Genomic DNA, 14,106 nt, shown 5'->3' with positions numbered 1-14,106 from the left:
GATTGGTCTTGGCAGTTATAATCATTCCCTACCCCATCATATTGAGTGGATACGCGTTTTATTTTTAATCAAGAAGTGACTCTACTATCCATTACCTTTGAGGATGCAAGTAATGCTAGCCCAGGAGTTGACGAATTTGATATTGGCATTGATGGAATTAACTTACAGATTACTAACACTTTTGGGACTAACACCCTCCGGTTTTTCCCTGAAGCAGGATTTCTAGGTTTAACCGATCGCAAAGTAGATTTCAGTGGTGGTGTTAAGTTTAATGGTGACCGAACTAATGCTCTATTTCCTGTTCCTGCCAAAGGTTTAGTTTTCGATTTCTATACTGAGAATCGCAATGGCAGCTTTCGGATTAGGGAAATTGAGATTGCTGTAGATGTGCCAGAATACATGAGTACGTTCAGTATTCTAACTTTTGCTACTTTAGATGCAATTTCAACTCTTAAGCGCAAACTGAACCTTTCAAAATCTATAAAGAAAGGGCTAAAAAAAGTCTCCTAAAAACAGTTGATAACACATTATAATAACCCCTTCATTGATTAGAATAGTTTGTTATTAGATATCTCCAGAAAAGAGGGAATAGGCAATAACCAATAGAGGGAATTATATCATGTCCGGATAATGAGTGATAAAAAAATTTTTGTTTGTAGTAGGGCTTTAGCCCTAAGTTATAGAAGTTTCTCAAGCCCTACTACAAGCTTTAATTATAACTATTCAGCCGGAGATGATATTAATTGATAATCTATAGATAAGAATTGATTTTATTTTTGAGTTTTGGAGAGGTCTATTAGACTTCTGTGAAAATAGTCAAACATTTACTATTATTTTCGACAATAATCTCTACAAATCTAGCCTTGAAAATATTCTACTTTTAATACTCTGTACTTCTGTTTAATAAGTTGGCGATCGCTCGTTCTCACCCCCTCTACTTGGACTCTGTTAACTGCCTTCAAAGCAAACTAGCAAACTCGCTGGTAAAGCGATCGCCTAAAATAGCATCCCGAATACGTTGGGTAAAACGTATCAATTCTGTAACATTATGCAGAGACAAAAGAGTGAAACCCAAAGCTTCCTTAGCTCTAACCAAATGAGCAAGATAAGCGCGACTAAAATTTTGACAACAATAACAAGGACAAGACTCATCTAGTGGCCTAAAATCTTCTCTAAACTTAGCATTCTTCAAATTCCATCGCTCACCCTTAACCAATGCTGCCCCATGTCGCCCCAAACGAGTCGGAATTACACAATCAAATAAATCTATACCCGAAGCGATCGCTCGTACCATTTCTCTATGAGTACCAACCCCCATCAAATAACGAGGTTTATCCTCCGGCAACAAAGGAGCTGTCACCTTCACAATATCATCTATTAACTCCCCAGGTTCTCCCACACTTACTCCACCAATAGCATAACCAGGTAAATCCAAATCTACTAACTGCCTCGCTGCTCTAGAACGCATATCCGCATAAACACCACCTTGAACAATACCAAACAAAGCTTGATCCTGACGTTTATGAGCCTCCATACAACGCTGTAACCATCGATAAGTGCGATTTGTTGCTAACTCAACCTCCTCCCGACTCGCTGGGTAAGGAGGACACTCATCAAAAGCCATAATCACATCCGCTCCCAATTCATTCTGAATTTGGATCGAACGTTCTGGAGTCAAATTAATCATACTACCATCACGAGGAGAGCGAAACTTAACTCCTGCTTCGCTAATAGTTCGGATATCTCCCAAGCTAAATACCTGGAAGCCTCCAGAGTCGGTTAATATTGGCCCATTCCAAGCCATAAATTTATGTAACCCACCAGCACCAGCGACAATACTTTCTCCCGGTTGCAAATGAAGATGATAAGTATTTGCCAATATCATCTGCGCACCCGCTGCCTCCAACTGAGCAGGTGTGAGAGTTTTCACATTGGCCAAAGTGCCCACAGGCATAAACCTAGGTGTATCTATATTGCCATGAGGAGTCGAAAAAACACCAGCACGAGCTTTTGTATAGCTACAAAGAGCCTGAGAATGAAAGGAAAAGCTTTGGGACATGGGATAGTATAGCGCTACGCGCAAGTCAGAAGTCAGAAGTCAGAAGTAATACCTGACGCTCGTTTGAGCATTTATAAATGTCCGCACTCTATTTGCGTATTGCTATAATACCACTTCACGGAAGTCATGCATCGCCTAGACCCCAAGTTATTGACACGCGTAAGGGAACTCTTGGTAAGACAGTCAAAAGTCCAAAGTTAAAAGTAAGATTTTATATACTCAAAACTTTGCTTGCTCAGTAATTCTAGGGAATTATTTCACATTTAAAGTTTGAAACTATTTGTGACATCTTTAAAGTGAATTAATATCAGTTTTGGCGATTAGAATATTTTACCGAAAATTAATAATTAATAATTATTAATTAAATATCTTGGTTAAAAGCCTCCCCTTTCAAGGGGAAAAAAAGTGCTAGGATATTTCCTTATATTCAATTCCCGCATTTGTTTTAACCAGAGGTAATTATCAATTATCCATTAATGAACTGTTTTCTCTAGAATTGGAAAAGTTTATATTTTCTCTGTCTATCCCCTATTTTTTCTTTTTCCTTTCAACTTAAAATGGACAGTCATCATCATCCACCTGAACATCCCAATTAGATGACAAAACTTGATCCATCACTGCATCAAAAGCCGCAGCATTAATATTTCTGCACGTTTCTTCCTGCATGGGGTTTGACAGGGGGATTAGTCTTAACTGTCGTCCTTCGTTAACTAAATCAAAATATGTTTCTTCACATGAGGACTTCCCAAGTTCTAGGTAGTCAAAACTAAATACATTCAAATATATTGAGTGATTAGCAACTAAGGTTGACCTTTGATGATCCGCAAATACTTCTAGTATATATCCTTCTCCTTGGCTTTGAATTTGGCCATCTTGAGTATGGATATAGCGGACTCTGCCTAAATCTATCAACAGTCTTTGCATATCACGTTTGTTGACAAGAATACCATTGTCAATTATGCAAGGTGCTGATACCCTGTGGTTAGAATTATTGGAACTCATATAGCAAAAGCCTCTGATTTGGTAGACAGTTATCAGAACAATTTTTTTTTGTTCTTAGTTACGAGATAGTGCTGTTTCTATTCCAATTCTGGCACAGTTTCTCTGAATATGAACCAATAATATCTCCTTTAGCACCATTCTTTAATTTTTGGAGCGATTATTAAATTTAATTTTAAAACTCTTCATTAAAGATTTAATACCATATAAAATTTATTTTGTCAACTCATATCGTGTTTGGATAATTAGTTATAAATAAAATATTCTGGTAGAGACGTTCTATGGAACCTCCCTACTGTTTATACTATTTCTCAAAAAAAAAGTTTTGGTGGTAAATATTGATACAACTAATTAGGAAAATTCTGGCAAAGCTCAGTGCTGGAATTGCTTTTTACACTTGTTTACCAATTCCCCATGATTGGAATTTAGATTTTCACGGTATTGCTCGTTTTGCTCCATTGATCGGATTGATAATTGGAGTTATTCAGAGTTTAGTAGATATAGGATTACAGTCTTTAGGGATGCCTGTACTTACTAGATCGACTGTAGTGATTATATCTGGAATTACTTTAACTGGTGGTTTACACTTGGATGGGGTGATGGATACTGCTGATGGGTTAGCAGTGCTAGACCAAAAACGAAGACTGGAAGTTATGGCAGATAGTGCTACAGGAGCTTTTGGTGCAATGGCAGCGATCGCTCTACTATTGCTAAAAATTACAGCTTTAACAGATTTAGATAGCGATCGCTTCTTAATATTAATGGGAGTAGCAGGTTGGGGAAGATGGGGTCAGTTAGTAGCGATCGCTCGTTATCCCTATCTCAAACCTACTGGAAAAGGAGCATTTCACAAAAAGGCAAAATATTCTATTTGGGATTTTTTACTAGGGGTACTTTTATTGCTGAGTCTGAGTGGAATTCTGATTTTATTAGATCCTCAAAATTGGTTAGTAGCTTCTGGAATGGCAATAGGAGGAATAGCGATCGCTCTACTGACAGGTGCTTGGTTTAACCATTGTTTGGGCGGTCATACTGGTGATACTTACGGTGCTGTAGTTGAATGGACAGAAGCATTATTATTATGTGTTTTGGTTACTATCGAATCCGATATAACTTAGTTTTGATACCAAATTTTAAGCATTATACTAGATATTCTTAAATAAAATATTAACTCTTTATATAAGTTTTATTTAGGCTGTAGCCGACATGAAAAGGTGGAAATAATTACATACTAATAATATTATGTTCGGTAGAACAGTTATAATTAAGCTCGTAGTTGGGCTTTAGCCCAAAGTTAACGAAGTCAGAAGTCAGAAGTCAACCCACCCCTCACCCCTCCCAGGAGGGGAAGTCAGAAGTGATTTTTGTAACGGGTATTTGAGCAAGGCTCCAAAAATATTTCGCCTTAAAAGGCGGGGTTTTAGACCCATATTATTTTGATAAATATTTGAGGGGCTAAAGCCCAACTATAGACAATTAGCGATCGCCTTCATAAGTATAGAATCTGCTTTAGGATTAAGTTTAATTCTCAATATATTTCCTCAAGTTTTAATCCCTAGTTCAATTACCTTATTAATCGCTTTATCAATATTAACTATTTGGTCAATTTCTACAGGAAAAACAGAATATTGTGGTTGCTATGGGGGAATAGTCATTGTTACTCCCCTGCAAAGTATTTTACTCAACATAAGTTATATAGCATTTCTCAAATTGGTGAGATACACAAATTTTCGATTTTAGGCAACAGCGAATAGGGAATAAGGAATAGAAAAAAATACTGTACCTCAACTAACAATTGCTTGGTTAAATCCTATTCCCAATCATCAAACTCAAACTTGGGAATGGATATTAACTTTGATAGTAATGTTGATAATTGCCATAATGGCTTGGAAATCTCAAGAGAAACCATTAATAGATTTTTCTCGCCTGAAAATTGGTAATCATTGGAAAAATCGTTGGTTAAAAAATAGTCCTCATAATTTACACAAAGGTTCTCATTTTGTAGTATTCTTAAGTCGAGATTGCCCTTACTGTAAACTTTGGATTCCTTTTTTGAATATGGTGAATACTCAAAAATATTTACCACAAGTATTAGGAATAATGTCTGCTAAAAATGAAGATTTAGACGAATTCAAAGCAGAACAAATGGTTCGTTGCTCTTTTACTAATAAATGAACTTTGGGTAGTATCTTTTCCAGAAGCAATTTGGCAAAAAATCCAGAAAGCAGATCCAGTTGTTAAATTAGTTGTTTCTCAAGTAAGCAAAAGTTTTTTATTTACCCTAGGTAACCCAACTACAGAATTAGAGCACTTTCTTTTTCGCTTTTTGAGCAGTGTTCCCCATTGTATTCTACACTTTTTCCTTTTATATACAAGAAGCTTCAGACGAAGAATCCTAAAAGCTCGTAATATAATTTGCTTTTCTGTTGTGCCTAGTGCAAAATATCAAGAGTTTCTGCCATTACCAAAATCACTATTTTTTCTATACTATTTTGTGCATCCAATCAGAATTATTGCTCACAAGTATGAATTTTAAAAGCTAAAAAAGTTTATACAAATAAATGAACATTTTGAATAGGTAAATGAACATTTTGAACAGGTAAATGAACGGATAGGTGAGCAAAAAAGTGAGCGATCGGGCTGGAATTTTTGTGTAATTCTAATGATAGATGGGATGCCAAATTAACTTATACCAATTTTATGTGAGTGAGGTTTCCCAAAATAATTAAATTACATTCAAGGAACAAAGTCAAAGATGAAAAATTCAGCTTTAAAAACACTGACAAGTGCTTCGATATTATCAATAGCTGTTGCTGGAATTAGTCTTCCTGCTTGGAGTTTTCAACTTAATATTCAACCTCCAAAACATTTAAATCTTGATGGAATGGATATTTTGGAGGGTCAATTCAATTTGGAAAGTGCGACTGGGTATTCATTTAATAATCCCAATGGTGTTCAATTTATCAATCAACCTGTAGTACATAATGCAACTATTGGGGATACTTCTGTTCATGTTCTCTTGGATGATGTACCAAATGACATTGAGGTACTTAAGCTAAGTGGTTTTTTTAATGCCACTAACCCCGATAAAGAAAATGCTCACTTTAACATAATTGTTGCTGGTATCCAACCAGGTGGCCCTGGGGAGTACACTTATTATTTGCCAACTATGACTAATATGGCAAGTAACTTGATTATTGATGTTGGAGCGAGTAAAGCTTTAGAAGACAACAAAAATTACTTTGTTGATAATGGTAATTTTAACTGGATGCCTGAAGTTATCACTAACGCTCCCGATCCATCTGGTGAGGGAATCACGATAGGCGAGTGGTTTATAGGTTTAGGAAATGAAAGGATAGCAGGAAGCACTATGGGTGAAGATCCGTTTATTGTTAACGATATTGTATGGGATCAACCTCATGGAACCAATACCACTATACCTGAACCCAGTTCCACTATTGGTTTATTAGCCTTGACTACTTTAGGTTTGGGTTCAGCATTGAAACGCAAAATCAAAAAGTAGAAACCAACCAATAACGCCACTATTAATGTCTAGTTTCTTATGAGTCTAAACTTCAATAGTGAATCCAATTTTTTACCTCAAAAATCAGATAAATCCCTCAGTCAATTGACTAGAGGGACTTTCTTATCAAATTAACAATAAAAACTAGAGAGTTATAGCACTACGCAAATAGGGCGCGGACATTTCTAAATCCTGAAACCTTTTGATAGTCAACTGTTCCCAGTTAAGTGTTCCCTATTCCCGATTCAAGTAGCGCTATAATATATTTTGAATTTGAGCGATCGCTTTTAATAATAGTAATATCAAATCCGGTTATAAAAACCTACTTTCTCCAAATCATTCTAACCCTTATGCCTTCTGCCTTCTGCCCTCTGCCTTACCTTCATGGGTAACCTTCTTTGTAAACCGGATTTGGTATAATAGCATTTCTCAAAAATAATACATTGTAGGGGCAAACGGCTGTTTGCCCCTACGCATTAATTTATCAAATTGGTATAATTTTCAAATATTGTTTATAGTGAATGCTTTCAGATTTGCCCACCCTAAATTGACTGAATAATTAATAATTATTAATTACAGCACTTTTGAGGATGCTGAGGTACAGTCATAAGACTACTTTTTATTCCCTGTTCCCTGTTCCCTGTTCCCTGTTCCCTGTTCCCTAGGACAATAAAACTTTGTACTTCACACGCCTCCGAAACTGCTGTAAATAATTCAGGTTAAAAGCCTCCCATTGGATAGGGGGAAAAAGTACTAGGATATTTCCTTATATTCAATTCGGTTACGGTTTCCCTTGAGATAATTATCAATTAATAAATATCTTTCCTGAAAAGTAACCCAATTATAATTATGAAATCCATAAATAATTTTGATTAACTAGCATCCTGTAACTCTCCTGGACTTACAGAAAATGTTTGAGTTTCTGAACTACGTTTTACTGTAATTTTTAGAGGTTTACCAATTTGACTTTCCTGAACTATATTCTGTAATTCTTCAGCAGTAGTAATTTTTTGACCATCAATTTCTGTAATTACATCTCCACGTCGTAAACCGCCTTTAGCTGCTGGACTACTAGGAATTACCTGTGCTATTAAAACACCTCCAGTGTTAGGTAATTGTATTAAGGAATTAGGATTTTCATTAAATTTTTCAATGATTTCTGGAGTTAAAGTAATCATCCGCACCCCAATGTAAGGACGAGGTATAGTTTCACCTTTAGCTAATTTTTCTTGAATTACTTTTGCTTCATCTATAGGTATCGCAAACCCAATACCTTGCCCATCAGCACGAATAGCTGTATTAATACCAATCACTTCTCCCTGGGAATTTAACAATGGACCTCCAGAGTTACCAGGGTTAATGGCAGCATCAGTTTGAATAAAATCAAGGCGTTTATCAGGAATACCAACTTCGGAACTGGCGCGGTTGAGGGAACTCACGATACCCAAGGTGACGGTATTATCTAATCCTAGGGGGTTACCAACAGCGATCGCCCAATCCCCGACTTTCACCTGCTCAGAATTTCCTAAAGGTGCAACAGGTAAATTTTCTCCATCAATTTTGATTACTGCTAGATCGGAAGGTTCGTCTAGACCCTTTACTTCTCCTTCAAAACTACGTCCATCTTTTAGCTTAACTGTAACTGTATCTGCACCTTTAACAACATGGGCATTAGTCAAAATAGTACCACTGCTATCAGTAATAAATCCTGAACCTTGCCCCCGTTGCTGATATTCTTTGGGAAACTGGGGAAAACTCTCTCCAAAAAAACGACGGAAAGATGGATCGTTGAAAAAATTAGGTAAATTACGCTCTACTGTACGTTCTGTATCTATGCGCACTACAGCAGGTCCTACTTTCTCAACTGCTGTGGCGACAAAACTATCAGGGTTCACGGGGACTTTTGCTATTCTAGGGGTGTTTGTGTTTACTGCTAGCTGAGGCTGATTTTCGGTAGTTTGTTTGCCGTCTGTGGGCAGAAATATTTGAGGAAAAGTGCGTATGGCGGTTAAGGTTAAGCCTGTAGAAATGGCTATAGCGACTATATAACCACCTATTTGAGGTGTAGCTGAATTTTTTTGATCGGAAATTTTCATGGTCTACTCCTTTTTTTCCTGGTTAATTAATAAGTTAAATATATTATTTGTTTAAGCTCTTGTTTTGAATTAATGAAGCGAAATCGTTATAGGGGATTGTTAGGGAGCAAGATGCTCCCACTAACTAATAATTTAATCTTGATACTCGTAAATTAGTTGGGTTTTTCTCCAACACGAGTCCAAGTAGGATAGGCAAACTGATGCGCCTTAATGTTAACAAAACCTGCTTCTTGCAGTAACTTATCTGGGTTAACTTTTAGCCATTGCTCTTTATAGGGTTCAAAAAAGCCTCTGTGCGAGTGCAAGTCCCCAGGGAGCGTATCTGTTACCACTAGCAGACCGCCTGGAGAGAGAATTCGCCTGCATTCTGCTAGGATAATTTGTTTAATTTCATCAGGACATTCATGGAGAAGATAAGTCATATTCAAAGCATCAACTGAATTATCTGGCAGTTCAGTTTTTTCCACTAAACCGTGTTTCCAATGTAGATTGGGAATATCCTTGTGGTACAGACGACCTACTACAATCATAAACGGAGAAGCATCCCATGCCGTTATTGTAGCAGAAGGGAGATAACGAGCAATAGCTGCTGCATCGTCTCCGATACCTGCTCCTAAGTCTAAAATGTGGCGAGCATCTTCAGGAAATAATTGGGCGATTTCGTCTCTGACTCCGAGCGATTTTCGTGGATGAGCATTTTCTAAAATCGCCTCCATTGCTACTCGATTACCAACTGCAGCAGTTTCCGACAAGTATCCTCCCAAAACACTATGAAAAGGCTGAAGATAGTATTGAGGGTATTCAATTGGTTGAAAAGTAGATAATTCTGATTCCCAATCAATCTCGTCTAAATTTGGTGCTTCTTGAAACTGCATCCTTGTCATAACTCGCATCATGGCATCCTTGGGTGCAGAAGAGTATAATTCTGTTTTAATCTGTTTTCTCTGTGTTTCCAAGTCTAGATTTTTCCCAGCAGGGTCAGGTTGTGATGCCAAATTGCTGAGAATTTGATCGATGGTAGTTGCTGCAATTTCCATGATTTTTTTCTTTTTATTAAGTTTTTGAGCTGAACTTTTATTATTGTAAGACTTTCCAGAAAACATTCCTACAATATTTTGCCAGTTTCAGGTATCAAGTCGAGTAGTCTAGTAGTGGACTGACACAGCTAAAAATGTGGATTAGGGAGTAGGGTAGGAACGTTGTATGGAACGTCTGTAAGGGAGAAAGATTGTTAAATTTTCTTATAACTATCAGTGCAACTCATTTCAGTTAAATGATAATTAAGGGTTTGGAGACCAAACCCCTACGGACTTCACTTCTTGAATTAACTGATAACTGCCTTACTTTTTCACCAATTTCTTACTCAGCTTCCGCAACCGCACAGACTCCGGTGTAATTTCCACCAACTCATCAGGTCCGATATATTCCAACGCCCGCTCCAAACTCATATCTACAGGCGCTTGCAACTGTACCAATTCATCCCCAGTTGCCGAACGATGGTTAGTTAACTGCTTACTTTTGCAAACATTCAAATCCAAATCTTGAGGGCGGTTATGCTCTCCCACAATCATACCTTTATACACTTTTGTACCAGGCGTAATAAAAAACACCCCACGGTCTTCAGCATTTTTCAAGGCATAAAAAGTTGCCACACCTTCCTCAAATACAATAATTACCCCATTACGTCGAGCTTCAATTTCACCAACCAACGGACGATAATCTAAGAAACTATGGTTCATAATACCTTCCCCACGGGTGAGGCGCATAAATTCACCCCGAAAACCAATCAAACCACGAGCAGGAACAGAAAAATCTAACTGAGTCCGACCATTTGTACCCACCTGCATATTCTGCATTTCGCCTTTGCGCTGACCTATTCTTTCGATGCAACCACCGACTGCATCTTCAGGAACATCCATTACTAAAAGTTCAAATGGTTCGCATGGTTGACCGTTGACTTCCCGGTAAATAACTTGAGGTTGCGCAACTTGAAACTCATAACCTTCTCGACGCATAGTTTCAATCAAAATACCTAAGTGCAGTTCCCCACGACCAGAAACAGAAAACTTCTCTGGAGAGTCAGTTTCTTCTACTCGTAAAGCAACATTAGTTTCTAATTCTCGCATCAGGCGATCGCGCACTTGTCGAGAAGTTACAAATTTTCCTTCTTTGCCTGCAAATGGAGAGTCATTTACGGAGAAAGTCATTTGTAGAGTAGGTTCGTCTACTTTAATCAAAGGTAGTGCTTGAGGTTCGTTAGGACAAGTAATAGTTTCACCAATATTAGCATCACTAAAACCAGCAACTGCCACAAGATTACCAGCAGCAGCTTCTTCAATATCAATGCGTGCCAAACCTTCAAACCCCATTAATTTTGAGATTTTTGATTTAACAACTGTGCCATCTTCTTTGACAATAGCAGCTTGTTGTCCAGCTCTAATTACACCATTGTGGATACGACCTACTACTATTCTGCCCAAATATTCTGAATAGTCGAGAGTTGTCACTTGTAACTGCAAAGGTTTTTCCGGGTCTCCCACTGGAGGGGGAACATGGTCTAAAATAGAATCGAATAAACATTGCATATCTTGTGACTCTGTTTCCAGGTCTTTTTTCGCGTAACCTGCTAAACCAGAGGCAAATAGATAAGGAAAATCACATTGGTCATCATCTGCTCCAAGTTCGATAAATAAGTCGAGAACTTTATCCACAGCACTGTGGGGGTTAGCTCGGGGACGGTCAATTTTGTTGACAATAACAATGGGCCGTAAACCTTTTTCGAGAGCTTTTTTGAGGACGAAGCGAGTTTGTGGCATTGGGCCTTCGTTGGCATCCACAATTAGTAAACAACCGTCCACCATACCGAGGACTCGTTCTACTTCTCCACCAAAGTCAGCGTGACCAGGAGTATCAACGATATTTATCAGAGTATCTCTGTATTTGACGGCGGTATTTTTAGATAGGATTGTAATTCCACGTTCCCGTTCTAGGTCATTGGAGTCCATGACACAATCAGGAATATCTTCTCCTTCACGGAAGATACCGGATTGTTTGAGGAGCGAGTCAACTAGGGTAGTTTTGCCATGGTCAACGTGGGCGATGATGGCTACGTTGCGAATAGGAAGAGACATAAGAAGTTTCTATTACAGATATTACTGTTAAGTTTCTTTAACTATTGTAGCTGATGGAGGACAAAGATGGGCGATCGGGTTTTTTCCTGATTTCAGGCCCTAAATAAGCGAAAAAAGTGGTACTTTTTGAGCTTGAGAGACCAAAAAGTTAGCATTTTGGTCTCTCAAGTTTAGAAAAATCAAGGGACAATTTTTGCGACTACCTCCTCTATAATTCCCATTTATCCTGACTCCTAGCCTTACCAAAAGACTTTTTCAGCCAACCCTAATTAAGTATTTATGGTGAATATTTTCCGGAGAATTTAACCCATGAGAAAGGTTAATGAAGATTATTTATACTATATACATACCTAGCCAGTAACCGATATTTATACTACTTTTAATCTTACAATTTTACCTACGGAATGTGAGTAATAACTTCTGGTTCTAAAGGTCAGATTAATTTCGGCATTCATCAACAAAGATATTTTATCTAAAATAAATGCTATTTATTATTCAATATTTATTTAATATTTTCAACAATAGTTTTCTCTATTTGCTACATATATAAAGTATGTTATCATTAAATTTGTAGTTGACAAATTATCTTTTTTTGATTGTTATCTATGTCTTTACCCTCGTCATTAGAACGTATTGTTAAAAAATTTCAACGGGCATCTTCTAATAAATTACGCTATGAACAACTACTTTGGTATGCTAAAAAGTTACCTGATTTTCCCGAAGCTGAAAAGATACCAGAAAATAAAGTTTATGGTTGTCAATCTCAGGTATATATTACTGCTAACTTAGATGATGGAAAAGTTTGTTATCAAGGAGATTCTGATGCTCAATTAGTTAAGGGTTTAGTTGCTCTATTGATTGATGGTTTGAACGGATTAACACCTCAAGAAATTGCTCAAATAACTCCAGATTTTATTCAAGAAACAGGCTTAAAAGCAAGCTTGACTCCTTCCCGTGCTAATGGTTTTTACAATATTTTTCAACTTATGAAAACTAAGGCTGATTCATACTCAAAATAACCTATAAATTTATAGTATTTTACTTTAAATATGTCACAAATAGTTTCATACTTATTGTTGAAAATAATTGTTGGAAATTAGTCTCAGTAAAAGTTTTCAGCTTGTACAATCTCAATCCATGAGTTTTGACTTCCGTGAAACGGTATGAGTATTGGATTGTTGATTGAGGCCCATAATTTACTTTTGTTTAGATGTATGCTAATGAAAAATGAAAAAAGTTATCTTTGAGATTGAGAGCAAAGTTAATTCTTAATCTCAAGACCATCTGAGGTTATGGATTGTTTTTTATGGCCACAAGTACAAAATAGGGATTTTAAAGAAGGTGGTAGGTTTAGGGTATTGACATCCTCCCCTGCCTAAAGGCGAGGGGATTCCCACATCACTGTGAGATTTTCCTCTTTCGTCGAGTCGGCTTACTTGTTTGAGTTTCCCTATCTAAGCAGAGGTCCTTCTCTTCAGAGGCGTTACTTTCCCTCTGCCCCAGGGTAGTTGCTAATTCTCTTAATGAAGATTGGAGTATGGTAAATTTTTCTATCCTAAAATATTAGTCAGAGTTATTGAATATATTTATTGAACATCAAGAAAACCCAGATGAGCATCTGATACCAATTCACTTTAAATATGTCACAAATAGTTTCACATATAAGATGTTGTGAAATAATTTCCTAAAATTACTGTAGTGTCAAAGTTTTAAGCCTATAAAATTTAATACATGAGTTTTGAGTTCCCCCTAGGGGGATGAGGTGGTTGACTTTTAACTTCCGTGAAACGGTATGAGATTCCGCTTGATGTGGGACTTGTTGGATCTTGAGAAATTTACCCCGAATTACTGGCTTTGGTTGTATGGCGCTAACCGCAAGTTAGAAGTCATAAGTAATCCCTGAGTGAGTTTGAATCTTTATAAATTTATGAGCCTTATTTGCATAGTGCCATATATTTGATTTTTTAGAAGTCTCTAAAGTTTAACAAAACTATAATATAAGTTTAACAATATTATAATATAAGTGGTCTTTCGGAGACTTTTATGAAGATTTGATGAAGATTTGATAGAAGTTTGATGAAGATTTGATGAAGATGTGAGAAAAAATTGTTTTTTGTCTTGCAATTTCCCACAACATCAAAATAAGATATAAGCACATCAAGCAAATTTTATGAGGTGCTATCTAAAGTCATGGTAAAAAATACTTTGTTCGTTACTGCTGCCACTATCGCTACTAAACTGTATTTACCATAACCCACTGAACTGACAGAGCTAAAATGGTTTAATCAGTATTTTGAG

General features: G+C 37.0%; 11 protein-coding genes. 6 read left to right on the top strand and 5 right to left on the bottom strand.

Annotation, left to right across the window (positions count from 1 at the left end; genetic code table 11):
- Positions 1–75: 75 nt before the first annotated feature.
- On the top strand, positions 76–510 hold the full coding sequence (locus tag ACP6PM_RS14440; protein WP_426585716.1) for a hypothetical protein: 435 nt from the start codon (positions 76–78) through the stop codon (positions 508–510).
- A 448-nt stretch (positions 511–958) separates the two neighbouring features.
- Here ACP6PM_RS14440 and tgt read toward each other — a convergent pair whose 3' ends face one another.
- Positions 959–2,059 carry a tRNA guanosine(34) transglycosylase Tgt gene (gene tgt / locus ACP6PM_RS14435; RefSeq protein ID WP_426585714.1) on the bottom strand — a complete coding sequence of 367 codons (1,101 nt, stop codon included), beginning with the start codon at positions 2,057–2,059 and terminating at the stop codon, positions 959–961.
- Between the two features lie 552 nt (positions 2,060–2,611).
- Positions 2,612–3,061: a hypothetical protein gene (locus tag ACP6PM_RS14430; protein WP_426585713.1), complete on the bottom strand. Its 450-nt coding sequence runs from the start codon at positions 3,059–3,061 to the stop codon at positions 2,612–2,614.
- A 338-nt stretch (positions 3,062–3,399) separates the two neighbouring features.
- Here ACP6PM_RS14430 and cobS point away from each other — a divergent pair, with 338 nt between their 5' ends.
- The 4 genes from cobS to ACP6PM_RS14410 all read left to right on the top strand — a co-directional run bounded on the left by cobS (position 3,400) and on the right by ACP6PM_RS14410 (position 6,581).
- Positions 3,400–4,176, top strand: a complete 777-nt coding sequence (gene cobS / locus ACP6PM_RS14425) for an adenosylcobinamide-GDP ribazoletransferase (RefSeq protein WP_426585722.1) — start codon at positions 3,400–3,402, stop codon at positions 4,174–4,176.
- A 325-nt stretch (positions 4,177–4,501) separates the two neighbouring features.
- A complete protein-coding gene (locus ACP6PM_RS14420; RefSeq protein ID WP_426585720.1) occupies positions 4,502–4,798 on the top strand; it encodes a MauE/DoxX family redox-associated membrane protein in 297 nt (98 codons plus the stop codon).
- Positions 4,799–4,921: 123 nt separating this feature from the next.
- On the top strand, positions 4,922–5,233 hold the full coding sequence (locus tag ACP6PM_RS14415; RefSeq protein WP_426585711.1) for a thioredoxin domain-containing protein: 312 nt from the start codon (positions 4,922–4,924) through the stop codon (positions 5,231–5,233).
- Positions 5,234–5,813: 580 nt separating this feature from the next.
- The gene (locus ACP6PM_RS14410) at positions 5,814–6,581 is read left to right on the top strand and encodes a PEP-CTERM sorting domain-containing protein (protein ID WP_426585709.1); all 768 of its coding nucleotides are present in this window, start codon (positions 5,814–5,816) and stop codon (positions 6,579–6,581) included.
- A gap of 872 nt (positions 6,582–7,453) precedes the next feature.
- Here the strand turns inward: ACP6PM_RS14410 and ACP6PM_RS14405 are convergent.
- The 3 genes from ACP6PM_RS14405 to typA all read right to left on the bottom strand — a co-directional run bounded on the left by ACP6PM_RS14405 (position 7,454) and on the right by typA (position 11,808).
- Positions 7,454–8,677 (bottom strand): HhoA/HhoB/HtrA family serine endopeptidase, encoded by a 1,224-nt coding sequence (locus ACP6PM_RS14405; protein ID WP_426585707.1) that lies wholly within the window; start codon positions 8,675–8,677, stop codon positions 7,454–7,456.
- A gap of 152 nt (positions 8,678–8,829) precedes the next feature.
- Entirely contained in the window at positions 8,830–9,714 is an 885-nt protein-coding gene (locus ACP6PM_RS14400; RefSeq protein ID WP_426585705.1) for a class I SAM-dependent methyltransferase, read from the bottom strand.
- Positions 9,715–10,017: 303 nt separating this feature from the next.
- Positions 10,018–11,808: a translational GTPase TypA gene (typA, locus tag ACP6PM_RS14395; RefSeq protein WP_426585703.1), complete on the bottom strand. Its 1,791-nt coding sequence runs from the start codon at positions 11,806–11,808 to the stop codon at positions 10,018–10,020.
- Positions 11,809–12,413: 605 nt separating this feature from the next.
- Here typA and ACP6PM_RS14390 point away from each other — a divergent pair.
- Complete coding sequence (locus ACP6PM_RS14390) at positions 12,414–12,827, top strand: SufE family protein (protein WP_426585701.1); 414 nt, start codon at positions 12,414–12,416, stop codon at positions 12,825–12,827.
- Positions 12,828–14,106 lie beyond the last annotated feature (1,279 nt).

This window comes from Dapis brunnea BLCC-M229, from assembly GCF_050015995.1.
Lineage (GTDB): Bacteria > Cyanobacteriota > Cyanobacteriia > Cyanobacteriales > Microcoleaceae > Trichodesmium.
Note: the sequence above shows the minus strand (reverse complement) of the source record. Positions and strands in the feature narration are given on the sequence as shown.